The 24,991-nt window shown below is 39.8% G+C and carries 18 protein-coding genes and 3 tRNA genes; 7 read left to right on the top strand and 14 right to left on the bottom strand.

Translation table 11 applies throughout. The features are described from left to right. Positions 1-442: 442 nt before the first annotated feature. Together F0475_RS01575 and F0475_RS01570 are read left to right on the top strand one after the other, a co-directional pair. Positions 443-1,006, top strand: a complete 564-nt coding sequence (locus F0475_RS01575; protein ID WP_155715095.1) for a hypothetical protein — start codon at positions 443-445, stop codon at positions 1,004-1,006. 254 nt (positions 1,007-1,260) lie between these two features. After that, the gene (locus F0475_RS01570) at positions 1,261-2,301 is read left to right on the top strand and encodes an asparaginase (protein WP_009435831.1); all 1,041 of its coding nucleotides are present in this window, start codon (positions 1,261-1,263) and stop codon (positions 2,299-2,301) included. A 321-nt stretch (positions 2,302-2,622) separates the two neighbouring features. Here the strand turns inward: F0475_RS01570 and F0475_RS01565 are convergent. The 3 genes from F0475_RS01565 to F0475_RS01555 form a co-directional block, all read right to left on the bottom strand. Then, a tRNA-Glu gene (locus F0475_RS01565) sits at positions 2,623-2,694 on the bottom strand. Between the two features lie 30 nt (positions 2,695-2,724). Continuing rightward, positions 2,725-2,799, bottom strand: a tRNA-Glu gene (locus F0475_RS01560). A 29-nt stretch (positions 2,800-2,828) separates the two neighbouring features. After that, a tRNA-Ser gene (locus F0475_RS01555) sits at positions 2,829-2,915 on the bottom strand. Positions 2,916-3,601: 686 nt separating this feature from the next. Between F0475_RS01555 and F0475_RS01550 the strand changes: the two genes are divergently transcribed. Then, positions 3,602-4,195 (top strand): SanA/YdcF family protein, encoded by a 594-nt coding sequence (locus F0475_RS01550; RefSeq protein ID WP_155715094.1) that lies wholly within the window; start codon positions 3,602-3,604, stop codon positions 4,193-4,195. A gap of 641 nt (positions 4,196-4,836) precedes the next feature. Here F0475_RS01550 and F0475_RS01545 read toward each other — a convergent pair. The 7 genes from F0475_RS01545 to F0475_RS01515 form a co-directional block, all read right to left on the bottom strand. Continuing rightward, on the bottom strand, positions 4,837-5,034 hold the full coding sequence (locus tag F0475_RS01545; protein ID WP_155715093.1) for a hypothetical protein: 198 nt from the start codon (positions 5,032-5,034) through the stop codon (positions 4,837-4,839). Positions 5,035-5,067: 33 nt separating this feature from the next. Beyond that, positions 5,068-5,838: a YaaA family protein gene (locus tag F0475_RS01540; RefSeq protein ID WP_155715092.1), complete on the bottom strand. Its 771-nt coding sequence runs from the start codon at positions 5,836-5,838 to the stop codon at positions 5,068-5,070. Positions 5,839-6,008: 170 nt separating this feature from the next. After that, positions 6,009-8,123: a prolyl oligopeptidase family serine peptidase gene (locus F0475_RS01535; protein WP_155715091.1), complete on the bottom strand. Its 2,115-nt coding sequence runs from the start codon at positions 8,121-8,123 to the stop codon at positions 6,009-6,011. A 21-nt stretch (positions 8,124-8,144) separates the two neighbouring features. Beyond that, positions 8,145-9,347 carry a GDP-L-fucose synthase family protein gene (locus F0475_RS01530; RefSeq protein WP_009435906.1) on the bottom strand — a complete coding sequence of 401 codons (1,203 nt, stop codon included), beginning with the start codon at positions 9,345-9,347 and terminating at the stop codon, positions 8,145-8,147. A gap of 17 nt (positions 9,348-9,364) precedes the next feature. Beyond that, positions 9,365-10,456 carry a GDP-mannose 4,6-dehydratase gene (gmd, locus tag F0475_RS01525; RefSeq protein WP_155715090.1) on the bottom strand — a complete coding sequence of 364 codons (1,092 nt, stop codon included), beginning with the start codon at positions 10,454-10,456 and terminating at the stop codon, positions 9,365-9,367. Between the two features lie 346 nt (positions 10,457-10,802). Continuing rightward, on the bottom strand, positions 10,803-12,908 hold the full coding sequence (locus F0475_RS01520) for a dipeptidyl-peptidase 3 family protein (RefSeq protein WP_155715089.1): 2,106 nt from the start codon (positions 12,906-12,908) through the stop codon (positions 10,803-10,805). Positions 12,909-12,934: 26 nt separating this feature from the next. Then, positions 12,935-13,393: a helix-turn-helix domain-containing protein gene (locus tag F0475_RS01515; RefSeq protein ID WP_155715088.1), complete on the bottom strand. Its 459-nt coding sequence runs from the start codon at positions 13,391-13,393 to the stop codon at positions 12,935-12,937. Positions 13,394-13,770: 377 nt separating this feature from the next. On the opposite strand from F0475_RS01515, the gene hcp reads away from it, so the two are divergent. Beyond that, complete coding sequence (hcp, locus tag F0475_RS01510) at positions 13,771-15,423, top strand: hydroxylamine reductase (protein ID WP_155715087.1); 1,653 nt, start codon at positions 13,771-13,773, stop codon at positions 15,421-15,423. Between the two features lie 365 nt (positions 15,424-15,788). Here the strand turns inward: hcp and F0475_RS01505 are convergent, their stop codons facing one another. The 3 genes from F0475_RS01505 to F0475_RS01495 form a co-directional block, all read right to left on the bottom strand. After that, on the bottom strand, positions 15,789-18,020 hold the full coding sequence (locus tag F0475_RS01505) for a GH92 family glycosyl hydrolase (RefSeq protein ID WP_155715086.1): 2,232 nt from the start codon (positions 18,018-18,020) through the stop codon (positions 15,789-15,791). A gap of 233 nt (positions 18,021-18,253) precedes the next feature. Next, a complete protein-coding gene (gene ribH, locus F0475_RS01500; protein WP_009435971.1) occupies positions 18,254-18,730 on the bottom strand; it encodes a 6,7-dimethyl-8-ribityllumazine synthase in 477 nt (158 codons plus the stop codon). Positions 18,731-18,739: 9 nt separating this feature from the next. After that, a complete protein-coding gene (locus tag F0475_RS01495) occupies positions 18,740-19,414 on the bottom strand; it encodes a tetratricopeptide repeat protein (protein WP_009435904.1) in 675 nt (224 codons plus the stop codon). Between the two features lie 185 nt (positions 19,415-19,599). Between F0475_RS01495 and recF the strand changes: the two genes are divergently transcribed. The 3 genes from recF (at position 19,600) to F0475_RS01480 (ending at position 22,466) form a co-directional block, all read left to right on the top strand. Beyond that, a complete protein-coding gene (gene recF / locus F0475_RS01490) occupies positions 19,600-20,706 on the top strand; it encodes a DNA replication/repair protein RecF (RefSeq protein ID WP_155715085.1) in 1,107 nt (368 codons plus the stop codon). A 4-nt stretch (positions 20,707-20,710) separates the two neighbouring features. Beyond that, positions 20,711-21,001 (top strand): DUF721 domain-containing protein, encoded by a 291-nt coding sequence (locus F0475_RS01485; protein ID WP_009435895.1) that lies wholly within the window; start codon positions 20,711-20,713, stop codon positions 20,999-21,001. Between the two features lie 850 nt (positions 21,002-21,851). Further along, on the top strand, positions 21,852-22,466 hold the full coding sequence (locus F0475_RS01480; RefSeq protein ID WP_155715335.1) for a DNA alkylation repair protein: 615 nt from the start codon (positions 21,852-21,854) through the stop codon (positions 22,464-22,466). Positions 22,467-23,247: 781 nt separating this feature from the next. On the opposite strand, the gene F0475_RS01475 is transcribed toward F0475_RS01480, so the two are convergent. Continuing rightward, entirely contained in the window at positions 23,248-24,060 is an 813-nt protein-coding gene (locus tag F0475_RS01475; RefSeq protein ID WP_155715084.1) for a hypothetical protein, read from the bottom strand. Positions 24,061-24,991 lie beyond the last annotated feature (931 nt).

The raw sequence follows: 24,991 nt of genomic DNA, 5'->3' as shown, positions 1-24,991 counted from the left end.
TCTTCCTATTGAAGGAACGCCCTCTTTCAATGCAAAAGGGCGTTCCTTGAAATGCACAAGTTATGTTGGTTAATTTGAAAGGACTTATTCGCCGTCAGTTGTTAAGTATGATTTCCAACGGAACTAATCGTCATTTTGAATATTCATGGGCATTTGCTTCAGTGCATTACCTTACCTCGTGAGGAATACTGAGCGCCTTTCAGGCTTCGTGCCATCCGTATATTCAATGTTAAAACCATCTAACCTTTATGCTTGTAATCTCTCATTTAGAATCCACAACTTCTATTCCTTCTAACCTAAAGAATATCATCCAATATTCGTTCTACCATTTTCTTCGATAGCGAAAGCCACCTCACAGAATGTGAAGAAAGTGCTTTCTGCAGTTTAAAATATCGATAATCTGTCCTTCGATTCAAGTATTTTTTATAATTTTGTCGGCGTAATGAGGTACACAGTTAAATGTAATGAATGTGGCCGCGAGTTTGTGGCTGAGACGGAGAAGTATGGGACAATGAAGTATCGTTGCCCCTATTGTGGTAATGTATTGACCTGTCGTTTCGATGCACCGACAGCCTTCCGCACCCGTGCCCGTTCGGTATTACCCTTGGCTGATGCTACTCCCGTTGAAGTGAAGAAAGCGGCAAAGTTGCCTACAGTTGAGCCCAATGTCCTCAACACACCATCGAAGGAAAAGTTGGCAGAGATGCGTGAGAAGCTGGCAGAAGCGTCTCATAAAGCTCTTCAAGCATCATTACATGCAGGTGAAACTTTGCGTAATGCAACTGATAATGCCACCGAGTTTATGTCGAAATCATCCTCTCGTCTACGTAAGTTTCAGGAGAAGTACGAGGATGGCGACCTATGGATATTCTTTGGATTCAGCCTTCTCTTCATCTTATCAGTACTCCTTTGTCTATTCATCTATGCGGAGATTGTGAAGGTGATAGCCGATGCCAATGCTAGTTTATTCAAGGCATATATCGAGTTTAGAAACACTTATTTGTAAACGAGAAGGTCGATATTCAGCAGTACAACACAACTTTATCTTCCATTATAAATATAATGTTGTGTAAGCGAGGTAATACTTAAAAGTTTTTCTTATCTTTGCAGTATCGAGTGCAAAATGACAATATGAAAGCATAAGAAGAGCTTTACCTCTTCTATTATCTTCATCTGATTGAAATATAAGTAACAATGTGGAGTAGTGCTTTCAAAATGTTCATCTCTACTACTTGACATTCATTAATCAACGAATATACGATGAAGAGAACGAATAAAGTATTACTCATTTATACCGGTGGTACCATCGGTATGGGGCATAACAAACGTACAGGAGCATTAGAACCATTAGACTTTAGCCATCTTGTAGAGAATGTTCCTGAGTTCAAACTAGTGCCTACGAAGGTGGATACCTACCAGTTTGATCCCCCCATCGACTCGTCTGATATGACTCCACATCGTTGGGCACAACTAGTGCAGATAGTATCTGATTGCTATGATGCCTATGATGGGTTTGTGATATTACATGGCACTGATACGATGGCTTATACAGCATCTGCTTTATCGTTTATGTTCGAGAACTTAACTAAACCAATCATCCTTACGGGGTCTCAACTACCTATTGGTCAGTTGCGAACTGATGGTAAGGAGAACTTGATGACGAGTATTGAATTAGCATCAGCACACCATAAGGACGGCACGCCAATGGTGCCTGAAGTGTGTATCTATTTCAGTGGTCACTTATTAAGGGGCAACCGTTCTACGAAGCAAAATGCCGATGAGTTCAATGCTTTCGACTCCTTTAACTATCCTCATCTATGCGAGGCTGGGGTTAACTTTACCTTTGATGAGCATAGAATACTTGTCCCTGATTATTCCAAACCACTAGTTACACACACACAGCTAGATAATAATGTGATTATCTTCTCACTCTTTCCTGGAATGGAGGAGGGGCTTATGCACCATCTTTTTGATGCTCCAGAATTACGCAGTATAGTAATGCGTTCTTATGGAAGTGGCAATGCGCCACAGCGACCTTGGCTGATGAAGCTGTTGAAACAGGCGTCGGAACGAGGAGTGATAGTTGTTAATATCAGTCAATGTATTAGTGGACAGGTTGAGATGAGTCGCTATGATACAGGTTACCAACTCAAAGATGCAGGGGTTATCAGTGGTTATGATAGTACTGTTGAGGCTGCGGTAACCAAGTTAATGTACCTTCAAGCACGATATAAAGATGCTGATAAGGTGCGTTACTACATGAATCACTCCATTGCAGGAGAGATTACAATCCAAGAATAAAAGGGGCATCTTTTATACATCTAAGCCCTTTCGAAGGATATTGATGTAACCTAATAGAATCTTATAAAGTTATCTCATGGGGGACAGGCGAGAGCGTCTGTCCCCGCTGTTAGATATTGTTTAAACAGCAATTAGAAGCCACATAGACTATTATTAGATATTCTTTCAAGCAGAAAAAACGTCAGTTTTACATGATTAAATGGTGTTATATCAACGGATTAAATAGCTAATAAAAAAGCACCAACCCCTTATTTAAATAGGAAAATAACTCTTATTCTCCTTAAAACAAACAAAAGCTCTGCTAAAAGCAGAGCCTTCTTGTAGTCGATAGGGGAATCGAACCCCTATGCCAAGATTGAGAATCTTGTATCCTAACCGTTAGATGAATCGACCGGAAAAGTAGCTTATCTCAAATAAAAGGGATGGTAGTCGATAGGGGAATCGAACCCCTATGCCAAGATTGAGAATCTTGTATCCTAACCGTTAGATGAATCGACCAGGGTTGCATCTGAGGCTACTGAGTAATGCGGAAGGAGGGGGATTCGAACCCCCGGTACGCTTACGCGCACGGCAGTTTAGCAAACTGCTGGTTTCAGCCACTCACCCATCCTTCCTTAAAAGTATGTTAGCTGAATTACTAAGCACCATCTCAAATGCGGTTGCAAAGTTAGTGTTTTTATTTTATTCCTCAAAATATTATCATGTAATTTTTCGTTTTCTTGTAAAAAAATGCACCTTTCTTCTCATCCAATTTATCCATACTTCCGATAGTTCCAACCTATTAACAGGTTTAGTCTCATGGCTTTCCTTACTCTCAAAAGGCATAATTATAAATCCAAAGTTATGATAACTTCTATTGTTGAAAAGCATTAAGAAGTTCTTTGCTGGGGCATCTTCAACACGTAATACACTGATGGCACGGAGCCTAAAAAGGACACAGAGTTCCTAAAGGAACATGGGAATCCACAGAAGTTGACGCACCCTTCATTTGCAAATAGTAGTCTTCACGCTCCTCTCCATTAGGAGAGAAGATGGGGACGAGGCTTCTTCTCCTATTGAAGAAAGCCTCTCTTTACATTGAAGAAACGCCCTTCTTACGCCAAGGAGAGGCTCTTCTCCTATCAAGGAAACGCCTCCGTCAAATAGAGAGTCAATTCTTTAATTCAGCAAAGATGTATCCCTAAGATGATATAAAGCAGTAACCCTGTCATGAAAAAGCCTCGTTAGGTATTCTATCATTATGTTTCGTCTGTCTAAAAAGATTTGTATCTTTGCACAAGTAACATATATCTCAGACAGTATGAAGCGGAAAGTAAGCTATACCATCATCGGTATTCTGGTAATCGTCATAGCTGTTATTGCAACGTGCAACATCATTGTCAATAACAATGCTAAGGGACGAGTCTTCGATAATCCAGCAGATGTTCCAGCAATGAAAACAGCAGTTTTGCTTGGAACAAGCCCCAAAAGCCGATATACAGGAGGTCCTAATCAGTTCTTCCAAGCCCGCATTAATGCTGCAGTAGAGCTGTATAAGCACCATAAATACAAGCAGTTAATCATTAGCGGAGAGAAGCGTACGGGTTATGATGAGCCTTCCGCAATGAAGAGATGTCTCACAGAAAGAGGCGTACCAGCCAACATCATTCACATGGATGGTAGTGGTCATCGAACCTTCTTATCTATGCGTAACATTCAAAAAGATTATCATGCTGACTCTATTATCATCATCTCGCAGAAGTGGCATAACCAACGTTCCATCTATTTGGCAGACCATTTAGGTATATATGCAGTGGGTTACAATGCCGAAGATGTGCATAACTTCTTTGCTCAACTGACGCATATTAGAGAGTTATTAGCACGTGTGAAGTTGTTTAAAGATGTGCTACATTAATACTTACAAGCGTTAATTCTCTCTTTAAATCTATGTTCAATGACTGGACTGTGGTAATGGCAAAGACCATAGAGGATATTATGTCCAAGAGGATAAAAACTCGTAAACTTGTCAACGCACGAACTCCTCAACTTGTAAAGAGGATGATTTCAAATTGCCAAAGAGGCTTATATCCTAATAAATCTTTATCTTTGTCGAAAAGAATAGATGTCTGATTAAAACAATGGAAACTCCTGATAAGACGATAAAATACAACCTTTTCGATTACGCCTACTATGTAGGACGAAGCTTCATACTCCCTTGGTTGGATGGGAATGCAGTGGTTATTTATCCTCTTATGATGGTCATCGCGCTTCTCTTACCGAGCTTTTGTGATGGTGTATTAGGCATTTCGGGCGATACAATTCCACTAATTATCTTCGTCTTACTAACGGCTTCTTTCTACATTCTCGTCAGTAAGCTGTACAAGAGGAACTACAGATCAATACTTGTCAAAGCACATTTTAATGAGACAAAATGGGCTAAATGGTATATGAAACTGCTGTTTTCTATCTTTTGGCTTTTACTCCCTTTTCTTATAATAGGGCTAATTTTTGTCCTTAGTGGTGGGTTAGAATAAGAAAGAAAAGGCTTCTATTAATTTATAACCGACCGATTTCTGACAGTACATCAGCCACATCTTCGGGTGTATTGAATAGGATACCTTCTTCCAACTCATTATCTGATAACTGATTAAGAAGCTCTTTTGCGGATGCCTCATCAAAGCGTGGTTCTCCCTTTGTGTTGGTCTTTTCGAGGAGAGCTGATAGTATTTCTTTGCGGAATTCTTCTATTGACATAATATTAATAAGTTATTGTTTGGAGCAAAAAGATTATACGTTTTGCATTAAAATAAAGTGTGGGTGCGCCTCATCTCCATAGTTGGCTTGATAAGTAAAGCCCTCATATTCAAATGAAAGGAGGTCGCTTGACTTTGCGAGACGATTGCGAAGAATATAGCTCGTCATCGCTCCTCGACAGCTCTTGGCATATACACTCACAGCCTTTAGACGGCTACCTTGATCTACCATAAACTGCGGTTGGATAATACGAACAGCCTTTTGCAGTCGCTTCCAGTCGAAGAGTTGCTGAAACTCTGCCGTTGCCAAGTGTACAAGAACGCCGTCATCATCTTGCACCGCATTGATGAGCATATCGGTTAGTAAGGGCTTCCAATATGCAAACATATTTTTTCCTTCGTTCGATGTGAGTTTTGTTTTGCCCTCAAGACGATAAGGATGAATGAGATCCAAGGGGCGCAAGAGTCCATAAAGAAAGCTCGTTATCCATAGATGATCATCGGCAAAACGGAAGTCATCGAGACTATATTGCTGTGCTTTCAAGCACTTATAAGCCTGTCCATAATAGGCTAGGAGAGCCGGAAGAAGCGCCTCCCGATTGAAGAAGTCCTGATAACGTAGCTTGTTTTCCAGGGCTATCTTCTCATTGCAATGTAGTTCCTTGGATAGGACATCAACGGACATCTCGCCCAGTTCTAACGCCATTCTCCCCACTTCCTTACCGAAGTGTGGTTCATGCGTGAAGGGCACTTGCACCGAAGTAGTGCTATTCATTATCTTTGCCGAAGCAAGTAGTATTTGCATATTTAGTGCTTATTGGGGGCTTTGCAGGAGTTAATGAGGTTATAGGAGTTAATGAAGTAAAGACAATACTGCCATTGATTGCATTGCTTTCATACGACTACAAGCAACAGAAGGGATGTCTTAACTCCATTCACTCCTTTACTTCTTTCACTCCTACTGAAGTTTATCTCCTAATACTTCAACCCCATATTATAAAGGATGAAACCATAGATATCGGCTTGTTCCTCTAGTTGTTTAGATAGAGGCTTACCACTTCCATGTCCCGCCTTAGTATCAATACGAATCAAAACAGGTGTGTCGCCAGCATTACAAGCTTGTAAAGTGGCAGCAAACTTGAATGAGTGTGCAGGTACAACACGGTCATCGTGGTCGGCAGTTGTTATGAGTGTGGCTGGATAATGAGTGCCAGGACGAAGGTTATGAAGCGGAGAATACGAACGAAGATACTCAAACATCTCCTTTGAATCGGCACTTGTTCCATAGTCAGGAGCCCAGTTCCAACCAATAGTAAACTTGTGGTAACGTAACATATCCATTACTCCCACCTGTGGAATACATACCTTAAAGAGGTCAGGGCGTTGCGTCATACAAGCGCCAACAAGCAGTCCGCCGTTTGAACCACCCACTATGGCGAGATAGTCCTTACTGGTATATTTGTTTGTAATCAACCATTCCCCAGCAGAGATAAAGTCGTCAAACACGTTCTGTTTATGCAGTTTCGTACCAGCGAGATGCCACTCTTCTCCATACTCACTACCGCCTCTCAAGCATGCTTGTGCATAGATACCTCCATTCTCAAGGAACGGTATTCTGTTAGATGCGAAGTAGGGTGGCATGGCAATGTTAAAGCCTCCGTAACCATAAAGATAGACTGGATTCTTACCGTTGCGTTTGAGTCCTTTCTTATAAGTAATGAATAGTGGGACACGTGTACCATCCTTACTTGGATAGAAGACTTGCTCTGTTACGTAGTCAGAAGACCGAAACTTAACCTTCGGAGTAGCATATACTTTGCTTTCATTTGACGCTATATCATACTGATAAATAGAGCTTGGAATGGTGAAGGAAGAGAATGAATAGAATACTTCCTTGCGGTCTTTTTTACCATAGAAAGCGGCACTTCCCACTGTAGGTAACTTGATTTCAGCCAGTTGCTTACCGTCTAAGTCATAGACAAAAGCATGATTGGACGCATCCTTCATATAGTTTAGTATCATCTTACCATCTACGAAGGTAACATCTTCCAACATATCTTTACTTTCAGGGACAAGTGTTTTCCACTCATTGAATCCAGGGTGTTCTATATCCGTAACCATCAATCGGTTCTTAGGAGCACCATCATTTGTAAGGAAGTACATCTTATCACCTATAGTCTGCACAAGGCTATATTGCAAGTCAAGATTTGATGTCATCTGAATGAACTGACTATTGGGTTTGCGTAAATCACGTACATATACGCAATTACCAGAGCCTGCACCGCTTTCGTAAAGGAACATCATTGTCTCGTCCTCATTGGTAGATACGGAGTAGAAACGCATTGGATTGGCTGGGTTCTGATAGAACAACTGGTCTTCAGACTGCGGTGTTCCAATCTTGTGATAATAGATCTTCTGCACTGCATTCACATTACTATATTCATGTCCTTTAACGGGTGCATCGTAGGCACTATAGTAGAATCCATCCCCCTGCCAAGCGGTACCTGAGAACTTAGCCCACATGATATGATCATCAAGGAGTTCACCTGTTTGAGGGTTCATAACATAGAACTCCTCCCAGTCACTACCACTACGTGATATGGCATAAGCCGCGTATTTACCATTATGAGAGAAGCTAATACTTTTCAAAGCAACCGTTCCGTCCTCTGATAACTTATTAGGGTCAAGGAGGATGCGAGCGTTCTTCTCATCACCAAGATGGTCCATTACGTAAAGGACGCTTTGGTTCTGTAGACCATTGTTCTTATAGAACAACCACTTCCCGATAACCTTATTATAAGAAGGTGCAGATAACTTCTCGTAATTAGCTAACTCTTTCATGCGTTGGAAGAGTTTGCTTCGGAAAGGAATGCGAGCAAGGTACTGTTGTGTTACCTCATTCTCCTTCTTCACCCACTCGGCTGTTGCTTTAGAGCTATCATTCTCTAATGGGCGATAAGGGTCAGCCACTTTTACACCGAAATAGGTGTCAACTGTATTGTCTTTAGGCGCTTGCGGATAGTTAATCTTCTGTGCCATTACACTCGTTACGGACATTACTGCCGCTGTTAATAATACTTGCTTCTTCATATGGTAAAAGGTTAAAATGAATTATCTTAGGCTTTCTTGATACCACTCATAGAGCTTCTCTACACCTTGATCTATCTCTACTTTATGTGTCCAACCAAGTCTATGGAGCTTCTCAACATCGATGAGTTTGCGTGGAGTACCATTGGGTTTATCAGCATCCCAGACAATTTCTCCCTCGAAATGAACGGTTTTCTTTACGAGTTCCGCTAGTTCTTTAATAGTCAATTCTTTGCCTGTACCAACATTAATGTGGCAGTTTCGAATCTCACCTAACGATGGGATAGCACCTCCACGACCCTCTGAATTGTTGCGATCGACGGCTCCATCAATCTTAGCACCATAGAAAACACTTGAATACTTATCGATTCCGATGATGTCTTTGAAGTCTACATTCAAGAGGACATGCACGCTGGCATCAGCCATATCTTCGCTCCAAAGGAACTCACGAAGTGGACTACCATCCCCCCAGAGTGTCACTTTATTGCTCTCGATACCATAGAATGATAATGCCTTTAAAATGCGTTCCTTAGTGTTCTTTCCATCAACATTTCCTTCGCCAATGAGTGCCCTCAACTGGTCAGTTGGGTTGATGGGGCGTTTATCCATGTCGTTGCGTATAGCATTCCAGTTGCCCTCGTGGATGAGTTTAGACAAGTAGATCTTACGCATCATGGCTGGCATTACATGTGAGTTCTCTAAGTGGAAGTTGTCGTTAGGACCATAGAGATTGGTTGGCATAACGGCTATGTAATTCGTTCCATATTGTAGGTTGTAACTCTCGCACATCTTTAGTCCAGCTATCTTAGCGATAGCGTATTCCTCATTTGTATATTCAAGAGGAGAAGTGAGAAGCGCTTCCTCCTTCATTGGTTGTGGTGCATTCTTAGGATAGATACAAGTACTTCCTAGGAAAAGTAACTTCTCCACGCCATGAAGATAGCTCTGTTCTATGACATTGCATTGCATCTTCATGTTCTGCATAATGAAGTCTGCACGATACAAAGAGTTCGCCATGATACCACCAACGAAGGCTGCAGCCAATACAACTGCATCGGGTTTCTCCTCATCAAAGAATCGCTTTACAGCAAGCTGATCGGTTAAGTCCAACTCTTTATGTGACCTACCCACAAGATTCTTGTAACCTCTTTTTTCAAGGTTATTCCATATAGCTGAACCCACCAAACCATGGTGTCCAGCTACATAGATCTTACTATCTTTATTCATACTTCCGTATCCTTGCTTTATTTCACAATACCCTTCTCAAGATATTCTTCTAGGTTCGTTCTCACCTTCTCAGCAGCTCCTTCAGATGCAACCTTTGCCATATCATTGTCAACCATGATGTTAACTAGCTCTTCAAAGGTCGTACTATTAGGATTCCAACCTAGCTTTGCTTTAGCCTTCGTTGGGTCACCCCAAAGATTAACAACGTCTGTTGGACGATAGAAGTCAGGGCTAACTTCAATCAAGACATTACCAGTTGCCTTGTCAATACCCTTCTCATTCATACCTTCACCCTTAAACTCCAATTCGATACCAACGCGTTTAAAAGCATAATAACAGAACTCACGAACACTGTGTTGAACGCCTGTTGCGATAACAAAGTCCTCTGGTTGTTCCTGTTGCAAGATAAGCCACATACACTCGACATAGTCCTTTGCATAACCCCAGTCACGTAATGAACTCAGGTTGCCCAAATAGAGTTTCTCTTGTTTACCTTGCTTTATTCTTGCTGCTGCGAGAGTAATCTTTCGAGTTACAAAAGTCTCTCCGCGACGTTCACTCTCATGGTTGAAAAGGATGCCAGAGCAGCAATACATGTTATAAGCCTCACGATATTCTTTCACTATCCAGAAGCCGTATTGCTTTGCAACAGCGTATGGACTATAAGGGTGGAAAGGCGTATTCTCGTTCTGTGGAACCTCCTCAACCTTACCATATAACTCTGAAGTTGAAGCTTGATAGATACGACATGTATCTGTCAAATTCAACTGGCGAACTGCTTCTAAGATTCGCAACACACCAACAGCATCAACATCTGCAGTGAACTCAGGCGAGTCGAAGCTCACTTGAACATGGCTTTGTGCGGCGAGATTATAGATCTCGTTGGGGCGAACCTTACTTATAACGCCAAGAATACTCATAGAGTCTCCAAGGTCAGCATAGTGTAAGTGGAAATGAGGACGCCCCTCTAAATGGGCGATACGCTCACGGAAGTCTACTGATGAACGGCGTATAGTACCATGAACATCATATCCTTTCTCGAGTAATAACTCAGCCAAATAGGAACCATCTTGCCCCGTGATACCAGTGATAAGAGCTGTTTTCTTCATTGTTTCTAGTTTTTATCTGTTATTTTGTTATAAGTCGTTATGTCATCACATACGAATGTACAAAGATACAAATTATTATTAATAATCAACGTATTAAGGCACATATTCTTTATAATTAAGCGTTAGCAGTTTTAGAATTAAGTTACTGTAGCTATTAAGGAGAGGCTCTTCTTCCATCAAGGAGAGCCTTTCTTGATAGGGAGAAGAGCCCTTCCTTGTCTCAAAGAAACGCCCTTGTCAAATAGAGGATAGCATTTCTTTTAAGAGTACTATCCATGAATTATATAGAAAATAATGTCTACGAAAAAGGGATGAAAACATCATTTGTTTTCATCCCTCACGTTTTTTATAATGTTTGATATTCTCTTGAATAACGGAGCATTTGCTCTGTATAGGTCTCAGAATAATCTACTATTATATCAACAACATCTCCTTTCCCATTATGAACAGGCTTCAAAACGGGGTTGACAAAGCCTTTGTAAGGAGCAATATTTAAGCGATTGTAACGACAAAGAACCTCTTCATGGATATTAGAATCCAATTGGATGGCATAACGTTCTACCAGTTTTCGTGCTGACTCAAAGTCGCCTTCGCTCTTGATACGCTGTATCTCCGCTAGTTCTTGTGCAAAGATACGACGCAAGGCAGCATAGTCATTAATACGAACATAGGTTTTCTCCTTGCCAGTTGTAGTATCCATACGCTTAATGAGTTCGACAACCTTGTCCTCTTTACCTAGTTCCATTGCCCATTGAGCAATAAGAGCTCGGTTCTGCATGTGGGACTCTTCGATTTGTTTACCAGGCTTGATACGTACCTGCTGAGTGAGTAATCCATTCATCATATAGCCATAATATTGGGCTTTGTATGCCTCCTTGTCAGCGAGCAAACCAAGTTCAAGAAGCTTATCATCAGCTATATAATAAAGACCAAAGAGGTCGGCACGGGCTTCTTCAATGGTATTTCCATAGTTCTTCAGCGCATCAGGATCGGTTTCAGGGAGTAATCTACCACTTCCATGACCAAGACATTCGTGCAAGTCTGTATGTAAGTTGTCTGTTATATCAGCATATTTATCCATCAATAGGCACGTTTCTTTATCGATAACAAATTCTTCTCTAAAGCCGTTACCCTTCGCTGCCATGTCATAAGCATGCGTCAGATTAGAGATCGTGACACTCTTAGATCCGTACTCTGCACGTATCCAATCGGCATTAGGAAGATTAATACCAATAGCCGAAGCAGGGTATTCATCGCCACCAAGCATGGCTGCACAAATAACATTCGCAGTGACTCCCTTCACCTTTTCCTTGCGAAACATAGGATTGACCGGAGAGTGATCTTCAAACCATTGAGCGTTAGTTGAAATTGTTTGTGTACGATGCGTCGCATCGAGATCCTTGTATTCAACAATGCCTTCCCATGATCCTTTTAAGCCCATGGGGTCTCCATAGACTTCTATGAAACCATTGATAAAATCAATGCGAGCATCTTGCTCCTTAAGCCACTCTATCGAATAAACATCAAAGTCACGCAGGTCTCCTGAGGTATAATACTTTATAAGCAGGCTAATCACATGACGTTGTTGGTCGTTCTCAGCATATTTCTTTGCTTGCTCTAACCAATAGACAATCTTCTCTATGGCTGCACCATACTTGCCATTGAGCCTCCAAACGTCTTCACGAATAATACCATTCTCTTTTATTAGGGTTGAATTTAGCCCATAAGAGGGTGCACCATATTGCTGTATTGGACTCTGTTCAACTGACGAACTATCACTAACAGACAGCTTCTTATTAACATCATCCAGCTTCATCTGGGCATAGAAAGCCTCAACTTCATGCTGCTCTACACCATCATAGAAGTTACATGCAGACTCACGAACGATGTCAATACCATCCGACTTATTAACACGTTTGGGTTGAATTGTTGGGTTGAAGATAATCGGGCAAAGCTCATCAAGCATTGCTTCAACACTTTCTCCTTCTTTAAGTGGAAGTAACTTCGGATCAATCTTCATTGTTACTTCACGCAAAAAAGTCTCTGAGAACAAAGGAGCAAACTTGTCACAAGCATAATGATGATATATTCCGCTTGCAAACCAAACCTGCTTTAAATATTGTTCTAAGCCATTATACTCATCCTCAAGTTTGTTTCTTTGACTATTATTATTACCTCTCTGGTCAGAAAAAAGGATTTTCTGATCAGAGAATCTATCCCTTTGAACATATACGTAAATAGTCTCCAACATTTTTCTAATGCGGAGATTATACTTTCCAAATTGGTCAAACGTTATGTCACGTCCATATAATGTCGCCTTAGAAAGGCAATATATGAGTTGCTTCTGATCAAGTGTCAGCTTGCTAAACTCGGGTAGCCGATACCTTAACATTTGTATATCGGCAAAACGTTCATCTAGATAATTAAATTCTTCTTCAACTGCTTTTATCATAGACTTAATTATATACTTACCGCCTTTTACTTCTTTAGCGGTTTCTTTAATCGCATCTCTTCAGAGGGGTGCTGGGCTAGATGACGCATCTTGTAGTCACGAGGAGTAACACCATTAATACGATAGAACGAGGCATAGAAAGACTGTCTATTAGAAAATCCTACCATGTCACTTATATCTTCCATGTTGAGATCCTGATATCGTTTGTCAACCAGTAAAGCCATAGCTTCCTCTATTCTGAATTTGTTAACGAACGATGTATAGTTCATGTGAAACCTTACATTCACTACTGCAGAAATGTAGCGTGTATTAGTTCCTAAGTCCTCAGCAAGCTGTTTCGCAGAATAATTCTTGTCTTTATAACGCTGCTGGATTAGAATGATATTCAGAATTTTCTCCTTAAGTTCATCCATCAATTGCGGACTTACCAAACTACGGTACGCGGCCATCTTCTCCTTTTTTTCAGTTAAGTTGTACTTAGCCATAATCCGTGGATTTTTAGTTACCAAATATGTTATTACAATGCAAATATAGTATATTTAATTAATATTGTCAAGTGCAAAGTATAATTTTTAACATCTCTTAGTTGTTCATTTTCTGACTATTATAAAACTTTTCTCCATGCTTAGGAATAAAATATTTACATGATAAGAACTCATATCTTTGTGTGATAGGGAGTTCCCCTTTATTTCATTCATTGTACTTCTTTACACTTAAAAAGTCTTATATGGGATATTAGGAACGATTAACATTTAATATACTTTAACCTTGTAAAGTCACAAATGTTACCTAATAGGAATGAATTAGTCTATAATTTTGCCACCGAAAACGAAATTAAAACATTACAAAGGAATAATTTAAAATGGCAGAGAACAAGATGTTTTGTTTCCAATGTCAGGAAACAGCAAAGGGTACAGGATGTACTATTCAAGGTGTATGTGGCAAGAAGGCAGACACAAGTCGTTGGCAAGATTTATTACTAGCAGTGACTCGTGGCATTGGAACTATCGCTGATTCGCTTCGTAATTCAGGTATAGAAACAAGCCAAGAGGTGGGTGATTACATTGTTGACTCTCTCTTCGTGACTATCACCAATGCAAACTTTGATGATCAAGCAATATTGGCAAAGGTAGATAAAGGAGTACAATTAAAACGAGAGCTTCTCGAACTTGCGGCATCAAAAAACATCACTCTTCCTGACTACCCAGAAGTTAAATGGGGTGGAGAAAAGGCTGATTACGAGGCAGAAGGTAACCGAGAAGGTGTGCTACGAACCGAGAATGAAGATCTACGTTCACTAAAGGAATTAACCATTCTAGGCTTGAAAGGAATGGCAGCATATTATGAGCATGCATCCCGATTAAACGAACGCAAAGATGAAATCATCGCTTTTATAGAGAAGGCCTTAGCGACTATCTCTAATCCTAATGCTAATATGGAAACCCTACTTGCAACCGTTATGGAGACTGGAAAGTATGGTGTTGATGCAATGGCACTACTCGATAAAGCAAACACAACAACATATGGTAATCCAGAGCTGACAAAGGTTAACATCGGTGTAGGTAATCGCCCTGGAATCCTTATCTCAGGTCATGATCTCAAGGATATTGAGCAATTATTGGAACAGACAGAAGGTACTGGTATCGATGTATATACCCATGGTGAAATGTTACCAGCACACTACTATCCACAATTAAAGAAGTATAAGCACCTTGTTGGAAACTATGGTAATGCATGGTGGAAACAGAAGGAGGAGTTCGAGACATTCAATGGTCCTATCGTATTTACTACCAACTGTATCGTACCTCCTTCACCAAAGGCAAGCTACAAGGATCGTGTATTCACCACTAATGCAACAGGTTTCCCAGGATGGAAACACATTACAGCTGATGCAAACGGACACAAAGACTTCTCTGAAGTAATTGAGATTGCTAAGACCTGCAAAGCACCAACTGCTATCGAGCAAGGCGAGATTATTGGTGGATTCGCACATGCACAAGTATTCGCACTTGCCGATAAGGTCGTTGACGCAGTAAAGTCTGGTGCTATCCGTAAGTTCGTTGTGATGAGTGGTTGTGATGGTAGAATGAAGAGCCGTGACTACTATTGTGACTTTGCAAGTCGCCTCCCAAAGGATACTGTTATACTAACAAGTGGTTGCGCAAAGTTCAAGTATAACAAACTAAACCTTGGTGATATTAATGGTATACCACGTGTATTGGATGCTGGTCAATGTAATGACTCATACTCATGGGCAGTGGTAGCTATGAAGCTAAAAGAGATCTTTGGTGCTAACGACATCAATGATCTTCCTATCGAGTTTAACATCGCATGGTATGAGCAGAAGGCTGTTATCGTTCTCTTGGCACTACTTTATCTTGGCATTAAGAACATCCATATCGGCCCTACGCTCCCTGCTTTTGTATCTCCAAACGTACTAAATGTACTTGTTGAGAACTTCGGACTCGGTGGTATCACAACTGTTGATGAGGATCTCAAAAGCATGGTTGGATAAATTAATCATCTAATTTAAGTAAAGAACCAGAAGCCTTCCCTAACATTAGGGAAGGCTTTTTTGTTTATGAGAAAAGTTTTATGTTGATAACAAAACACACAAATTTTACGAATGTGTGGACAGCTACAAAACTTCAGAGAAACAAGAATTTGGTTAAGAAGTAGGGCTGTATGAGCGAACAAACAAGGGTATCATCATCTACATGAATCTATCTGTCATAGCAAAATTAGACTTTTATCTGAAACAAAGAAGGCGTTTCCTTGCTGTGAAGCAAGGCTCTCCTTTATACAAGAAGAGCCTCCTTTGCTATACAGAGGAGGCTCTTGTCTTTTGAATGTAGTTAGGTTCTTTCTCTCACCAGCACATTACTTACAAGGTTTATCACCCATCATGAAATCGATAGAAACACCATCTTTTAGTTTATTGTGCTCCAAATAATAATGCTGATAAGGCTGACCATTCATCATTATACGCTGTATGAAGCGATTATTATCATCGTTTTTATCCGTATTGATGGTGATTATTTTACCATTTTCTAGATGTATTTTTGCCTTGTGAAAATAGGGTGTTCCTATCATATACTGCGTACTTCCAGGGCATACTGGATAGAATCCTAAGGCCGAGAAAACATACCAGGCAGAAGTCTGACCATTGTCTTCATCACCGCAATAACCATCAGGCTGTGCTGTATATAATCGATTCATAACCTCACGAATCCAGTACTGTGTCTTCCATGGTTGACCGCTATAATCATACAAGTAAATCATGTGTTGGATAGGTTGATTACCATGTGCATAGTTGCCCATGTGCATTATCTGCATCTCACGAATCTCATGAATAGTGAAGCCATAATAGGTATCGTCGAATACAGGCGGTAGGTTAAATACACTATCCAACATCGTGTTGAACTTATCGTAACCACCCATCAGTTGTGCCAAACCAGACGGGTCATGAAACACGCTCCAGGTGTAGTGCCAACTATTACCTTCCGTGAATGCGTCTCCCCACTTATATGGGTTAAAGGGCTTCTGAAAGCTCCCGTCCGCATTACGACCACGCATTAAGCAAGTCTCTTTATCAAATACATTCTTATAGTTCATGGCTCGCTCCTTGAAAGGTTGCAGTACCTTGGCACTCTTCCCTAGCTTTAATCCCAACTGATAGATACACCAATCGTCATAAGCATACTCCAAGGTGCGTGCTACACTCTCGTTGATACCAACATCATAAGGCACATATCCCAAACGATTGTAATACTCAAATCCCTTGCGCCCAGTCGAACTGATAGTGGGGTGAACGGCGTTAGCTCCATGCACAACCGCCTTCCATAACGTTTCAATGTCATAACCCCGAAGTCCCTTGATATAGGCATCTGCCACCACAGAAGCAGAATTATTGCCCACCATACAGTCTCGATGTCCAGGGCTAGCCCACTCTGGTAAGAATCCACTCTCACGATAAGCATTGACTAAACCTGCCTGTATCTTCTCATTCATAGAAGGGTAGATAAGGTTGAGCAAGGGGAACAATGAACGGAAAGTATCCCAATATCCTGTATCGGTGAAGAGGTATCCTTCGAGTACTTTTCCATTATAAGGACTATAATGAATGGGCTTTCCGTCGGCATCAAATTCATAGAAGGAACGAGGGAAAAGTACGGAACGATAAAGACAACTATAGAATGTGCGGAGGTGATCCACATTATTGTCTTCCACCTCAATGCGCCCTAGCACCTTGTTCCATTCAGCTTTCCCTTCAGCCTTTACTTGCTCGAAAGACTTTCCTTCTACCTCCTTTAAGTTACGAAAGGCTTGCTCTTCACTGATGAAAGAAGAGGCTACTTGCACATTTACCTGTTCGCCCCTCTTGGTCTGGAAACCTACAAAAGCCATCGCATGATTGCATCTTGCAGAAAGCTGATTATCGATTAGTTTACCATCAGAAAGGCATCCTTTATAAACGAAATCATGGTCGAAACGGAGAACAAAGTAGTTCTTAAAGTTATCAGGAACACCACCACTGTTCTTTGTAGTATAGCCCACAATGGTGCGTTTGTCAGGTAGTATCGTCACAGAAGAGCCCTTATCGAAAGCATCGACAAGGAAGTAAGCCTCGCTAGTAGTGGGGTAGGTGACACGAACAGAGGCTGCTCTGCTAGTCGGAGAAAGCTCTACCGTTGCGTCATAATCGGCTAGATAGACCTTATAATAATAAGGTGTAGCAGTCTCCGCCTTATGTGAGAACCAGCTAGCTCGCCCTTCCTCGTCGAACACTTTCTTGCCTGTTATGGGCATGAAAGCGAACTGCCCATAGTCATTTATCCATGGACTGGGTTGGTGCGTTTGCTTAATACCACGTATCTTGTCGGCTCCGTAAACGTAAGTCCAGCCGTCCCCCATCTTTCCTGTTTGTGCTGTCCAAAAGTTCATTGCCCATGGTAATGCTATAGCGGGATAGGTGTTGCCCGTTGATAGTTCGCTTTTTGAAGCAGTGCCTACCAATGGATTAACATAATCAACGGGATTCTTTACGACCAGAGCATCGATATTCGTAATGCAAGATAGCACTGCAAGCGTAATAAACAACAGCTTTTTCATATATAGGTTTTTAATTGGGGTAATTAGAATTATACGCTACTTAGAAATAAAAAGTCGGTAATCAACAAGAGTGAATATCGATTACAAATATACAAAAAAATATCTCACTCCCCACAAAAAGAGCAATGAGAATATAATGAGTAGACCTCAACACAAATAAAAAAGGCAACAGATAGTGGTGTAATCCCACGTTCCGTTGCCTTTAAACCAATATTTCTTATTAACTAAAATACCTAGAACTTAGCCATTTTAATAGCATCAATAGCACATTCGTCACCTTTATTACCAAGTCTGCCGCCACTTCTGTCCTTTGCTTGTTGTAAGTCGTTTGTGGTGAGAAGACCATAGATAACAGGAATATTCTGCGATGCATTCAAACGTGCAATACCATAAGTAACCCCCTGACAGATGTAATCGAAGTGAGGAGTCTCACCCTTGATGACACTTCCGAGGATAATGATAGCATCAAAGCCATCGTTCTTTGTCATCTGTTGTGCACCATAGATAAGCTCAAAACTACCAGGGACTGTCTTGATGTGAATGTTCTCTGGGATAGCACCATGCTTCTCCAACGTACGTACAGTACCATCAAGCAATGCTCCAGTAATCTCTGGATTCCACTCTGCAACGACAACTCCAAAGCACATATTACTAGCGTCTGGAACATTCTGCTCGTTGTAGTCTGATAGATGATGAAGTTCTGTTGACATGGCTACAGATTAATTAGAAGCACGTTCAATGTACTTGTCAATATCCTGGAAGATAGGAGAGTTGACATAAGTCTTCTTGATGTTCTTATAGATATCAAGTGCTTCTGCCTTCTTACCTTGGCTTTCCAATAGGATACCAGCCTTACGGAGTGCTAGTGGAGCAATGGTAAGGTTGATGTTGTCTTCAGCCTGAGCGTTAGCCATGTCAGCAGCTTTCTTGAAACAATCAACAGCTTTGTCAAGCTGATTATTGTTTGCATAGATGTCTCCTAGAGCCATCTGTGATGCTGGGCTAATCATCTCATCATTAGAAGTATCAAACTTCTCTGCATTTTCCAAAGCCTTTGCCCAGTTTGGTTGAGCCTGATGTGCATAGCAAAGAGCCACATAAAGGTTAGCAAGATTACCTGCATCAGTGTTACTGTAGTCGCTTTGTACCTTCTGAAAACCAGTCAATGCCTTGTCATACTGCTGTGCATTGAAGAATGTCTGACTCTTTGCAAGCTCAGTACTAGCCTCTGCCTCGCGTGGAGCAGAGATGTAATTCTTATAAAGGATAACACCCGCAATGATTACAATAATAGCGATGACTGCAATAGCAATCTGCTTCTTATACTTCAAGAATGCGGCTTCAGAATTGTTAAGGGTATTTTCATAAGTACCCTGTTCTTTGTTGTTTGCCATTTTAAGTTATGATGTTTTGTTTCTTTCTTATATATTATATGTGTGCATAATAGCGTCGCAAAAGTACGGAAAAAGTCGGATATATTGAAATTTATCAACGACTTTTTTCTTTTATTGATACGAAAAGGGGTAACTTTGCAGATGATTGATAAGAGGAAAGAAGAGTGTGATTAAAGACAAAGGAGATGCAATTAAACAAACTTTCTATCATAAACTATAAGAATATAGAAGCAGCCACCTTAGACTTGTCGGCAAAGCTTAATTGTTTCATAGGGCATAATGGTGAGGGTAAAACCAACCTATTGGATGCTGTTTATTACTTATCCTTTTGCAGGAGTGCCTTTAATCCGAAGGACTCTGAAGTGATGCGTCATGAGGCCGATTACTTCGTATTGGAAGGTGATTACACCACTGATAGTGAAGACAAAGAACAGGTTTATTGTGGTATGAAACGTGGCTCGAAGAAGCATTTCAAACGTAATAAAAAGGAATATAAACGCCTCTCGATGCACATCGGTTTGGTTCCTCTTATATTCGTTTCACCAGCTGATGCAACCTTAATAGATGGTGGAAGTGAAGAACGAAGAAGGCTTATGGATGTTGTTATCTCTCAATATGATACACCTTACATAGAAGACCTTAACAGATACAATAAAGCTTTACAACAACGTAACAAACTCTTAAAACAAGAGGAGGAGCCTGATGCAACACTCATGGAATTGCTTGAAATGCAAATGGCAGAGTATGGGGAAGCTATTTATAAGAAGCGAGCTGCATTTGTGGAAGAGCTTACTCCAGTATTTCAACGCATTTATCAAACTATATGTGAGAACCGAGAAAAGGTGTCATTAGAGTACGTTTCGCATTGCCAACGTGGCTCATTATTAGATGTTATACAGCGTGATCGAGCAAAGGATCGCATTATGGGCTATTCACTACATGGTGTGCATAAGGATGATTTGGTAATGAAGTTAGGAGATTATCCTATTCGAAGAGAGGGTAGTCAAGGGCAGAATAAGACTTATGTGTTAGCTTTAAAACTGGCACAATTTGACTTCTTACGTCGTACATCAGGAAATAATACACCTTTATTATTGCTTGATGACATCTTTGATAAGCTTGATAGCAGCAGGGTGGAGCAAATTGTTCGCTTGGTTTCAGGCGACGATTTCGGTCAGATATTCATCACTGATACCAATCGTGACCACCTTGATAAGATTCTTCATGGAAGTAGTTTTAGTTATAAATTATTCTCCGTTGAAGGGGGAGAAATAAAAGAGAAGAAGGAATAAAGCTATGTTCAGACGGAAAGTACAGACTTTGGACACCTTACTTAATCAGGTCTTAAGGAAGGAAGGACTCGAAGCACCTCTCTTACAAAAACGCCTTATTGATGCATGGGAGGAGGTTGCGGGTAAGACTGTCGCACGTTATACACAAGAGAAATTCATACGCAATCAAACCTTATTCGTGAAGATTATCAACCCAGCCTTACGTGCTGATCTTAGTATGATGCAGTCAGAACTGGTGAAGAAACTCAACGCAGCAGTTGGTTCTATGATTATTACAGAAGTGAGGTTCTACTAGGCTTCATGGGAAATGGATATTTGTTGCTTTCAAGGTATCATTCTTTAATATTCATGTAAAACCTATTGATTCATATCAATAAATGCAAGTTCTTAAAGAAAAAACGTCGATTTATTTTGTTGTGTACGCAAACAATTGTACCTTTGCATCGTCAAAAGAAATAAAATAGATTGTTTAGGTTAGTAATAATAGATTTAGGTTTTTAGTTATTTAGTATTAAGGTAGAGCAAAAGAGATTGTTCAGGATTATAGTTGATAGGTTTAGTTAAGGTAATAAATAAGATTGATTAAAGGATAACAACGACGCAAGATGATTGGGTGACGCCGTGAGGCGGCAACCCAAAAGTCAAGCTCAATCACTCATTGAAAGGTGAGTAGGTAAAGGGTGTAACAATTATTTGTTACACCCTTTACCTATACTTACGATTGAGAAGAGCATTCAATGAGATCGTGTTGATGGTAAACACGTATGGTGCTAGGCATAAACACAAGTGCGATAAAGTAACATGAATATGCTCAATCTAGGACTAGATAAATAGAAATAAACGTTGGGTGCAAATTAAGAGCTTTATTTTTGCTGTCATCCCTGTCACACCATTTACATTCATAAGGTGTTGATTATAATACAGTTGATGCATATATTAAAAGTGACAGCAACCACTTTTAAAACTATATTGGGCTTTTTAGAGAACAATAGGAACTGAATCTACTATGAGAAAAACGAAGAAGAAATAATTAATAATTGCTTTTTTTCTTGTAAATTTGTAGAGCTTTAATTTGAGATTGGATATCTATATCCAATGAAGTGAACAAAAGTTTAATCCGATACATATTATATAATAAGACAATGATGACTGATCAGACACACGAGAAACTAATGCAAATTAAACAATCCTTCCGCCTATTGATGAATGGTGTAGCATCACAATCAATGCGTGAGAAAGGACTATCATATAAAATAAACTGGGGCGTACCAGTACCGGAACTACAAAAGATGGCTCTGGAATATGGTAAGGATTATGAGCTTGCCATTGAACTTTGGAAAGAAGATATACGTGAGTGTCAAGTACTAGCAACGCTAATTATGCCTGCAGAACGTATGTCGGAAGATTTAGTAGACGTGTGGATGGAGCGCTTACGAACACAAGAAATGGCAGAACTATTGGCTTTCAACCTTCTTCAACACCTCAACTTTGCTCCAGCTTTGGCTTATCAATGGATAGCATCAGACAAGGATATGTATCAACTCTGTGGTTATCAATTATTAGCAAGACTATTTGCAAAGGGCATGGAACCAAATGAGAGAGGTATTAATGAGTTCCTCGATCAAGCTCATACAACTCTTGCTGGAGAAAATATAGCACTGAAGCACGCTGCATTTAATTGTGTTTTAAGTTTCTGCGAATTAGGTAATGAGATGGAGATGATAGCAAAGAAGGCACTAGCTGACCTTGATATTCTTTGATATTTCATATAACTTTAATAAAAAGAGAGCCGACACATTAATTAATGTATCGGCTCTTAAACTTATTATCATCAACCAGCTCACTATAATGTAGCGGTATATGACTATTTACTTGATTTCTTCCTCCTTTACTCTTGCTAGTCAAGATTAATCTTCTTAGAAACAATTAAAACCTCAGCAAGTAGTGCTGCAACGATTGTTACAATACCAAATGTTAACATAATATTTTCCTTTCTTCTTTGTGCAGAAGCCCCTTTGGCTCTGCTGTTATTACTTATTTTAACTCGAAATTCATTGCAAAGGTACGACAATTAGCCTACATATTGGTATAATATTACTTGATTTATAGATTTAATCCAGTATTATTGATTTTAATCAAGATGATTGACAATCATCAAAAATATAATCTTGGTCGATAAAAAATGAGGTTTGTTTATTGCTAATTGATTGAAAGAGTGTATCTTTGCAGCACGTTGTGTTTAAGATAACAAATAGATTATGGACAAGCTTATTGCAATGAACAAGGAATTCGATAGCAGCATGGATGCTCGTTTCCTACAGATTCAGAATGCACGTCGTGAGGCTCTTGCTCGTAAGATTAAACGTAGCTAATAGAGTCTAGACATGTGATTTGGGCATTACAGAAGCAGGTTTGAAGTTAATGTAAATGCCAACAAGATTAAGGTAGAATATTACAAACAGAAAGAAAGAAGACCTTATTGAATTCGCTTCAATAAGGTCTTCTTTTGTTTTATCATTATATAAATAAGGTGGAGAGAACTTAAAAGTCATCTTCTTCTCCAACTTCTTCTGCTTGTATTTCCAGCTCTTCAGGATTCGTATCGAATGTTGTACGATAACTTTCTTCCGTCAATTTATCATCGTCAAAGTCGTTATCATCCTCTTCATCTGATGACTTTATATCCTTTGATAAGTCCTCATCTTCATCATAATTATCAAATTCCTCCTCATCACTCTCTAGTTCGTCTGCTTGAGAGAACTTAATGTGATTAACAGCTGCCATAGGCTTTTCTTTTGCAAAGATAGCCTCAGTCCATGAACCCTTTGATATTTCCAATACTTCAAAACCATCAGCAGTCTTTTTATCATACAGACCTCCTGGCTTCTTTAAACGATCAGTAGGAAGGGTAGTTGTACTAATATCAAATCCACTTTGAATTATGTCTTGTACACTTTGAGGGAGACTTTCCCAACCACCACCAAAATTACGTTCTAACACCTCAATGAGCTTTTGGGCAGATATATGATGTATATTCTCCCATGTCAAATCAGTGATTCGAAGGATTGGTTTCTTCTTCAATGCCCACTTCACAACAGTACCTTCATCAAGTCTTATCGTACCTACTTGACAGCCACGAGCCTCATACTTCTTTATAACTTCAGGCTTATCTACCTTTACCTCTTCTATAGTGAAGGCACTTTTAAGCACGTCAATATAGTGATGCTCGTTATCCTTTAAGTCTGCATCACGTTCTGCTTGCGCCCAAAGGCGGAAGACATCGCTTTCCTGAATGTCCCAAACATTACTCTTCGTAAGATTCTTTAATGATAATGATTGTCCTTGTCGCTTCATATATATGTTACTCTATCAATTTGTTTTTTTGGCATATCTGCATGGATAAAAGCCCTTCAGACGGATTGCAAAAGTATAGACTTAAACGTAAATCTCCAAACTTTTCACGAAAAAAAACCATCTCCAATATAAAAAAGTATATACTATTTCATTGCTTGTAAGCAAAGAAGAAAAATGAGAAGAGGGGTAGGAGAGAGGAAGAAAGCAAAAATCCTGATTCCACTCACATGGAATCAGGATGGACTGTAAGCTTCTGGTCATATTTTATTAATCGTCATAAAACCAGAACAAGTGTGTTATCCTTTACCTTTAAAAAAACTAACCTGTATATCTTAAAGCGTGATTAGCAATAACTACTTGCGCTTTTCTTGCTACTACACTGCCTTTGTTTATATCACAATTAAACAGACTGACTAACTTTGTTCTTATATCTGTTGTATTTGAATTTATCCTTATTTATCTTTCTTTAATCAGTTTATATCATTCATTCGTACATATAATTCAGAAGTAAAGTAACCTTTGAACCGGCTGCAAAGATAATCATCATCATTCATATAAACAAGTATTTACTATTAAAATAAGCGTAATTTTACTCTTTCTTAAACCTTTCTTTCATTGACCCTGTATATTGGATATAAAAGAGGGGAGATTTTAGCGTTATATTAGTCATTAATTGTTAGATAATTTCTTAATACATTCTCTAAGGCAACCACATGTGCTTAAACTAAGAATTAAAAGCTCTCCACATAGCTTACAAAGGTCTTTTTGGTTAATTATCATTAATTATCCTCATTGTTTAAATACCCTTAATTCCGCAACACTATTATAAATTAAACTTTTTAAGTACCTGAGCAACAAAAAGTTGCTCAGGATTTTGCCATGTCAGAATTTTCACTTATCTTAGTGTTGCAAAAAAAAACAAGAGAATCCA

This window comes from Prevotella vespertina (assembly GCF_009728485.1).
Taxonomy (GTDB): domain Bacteria; phylum Bacteroidota; class Bacteroidia; order Bacteroidales; family Bacteroidaceae; genus Prevotella; species Prevotella vespertina.
The sequence above is the reverse complement of the archived record's forward strand: the minus strand, read 5'-3'. Positions and strand labels throughout refer to the sequence as shown.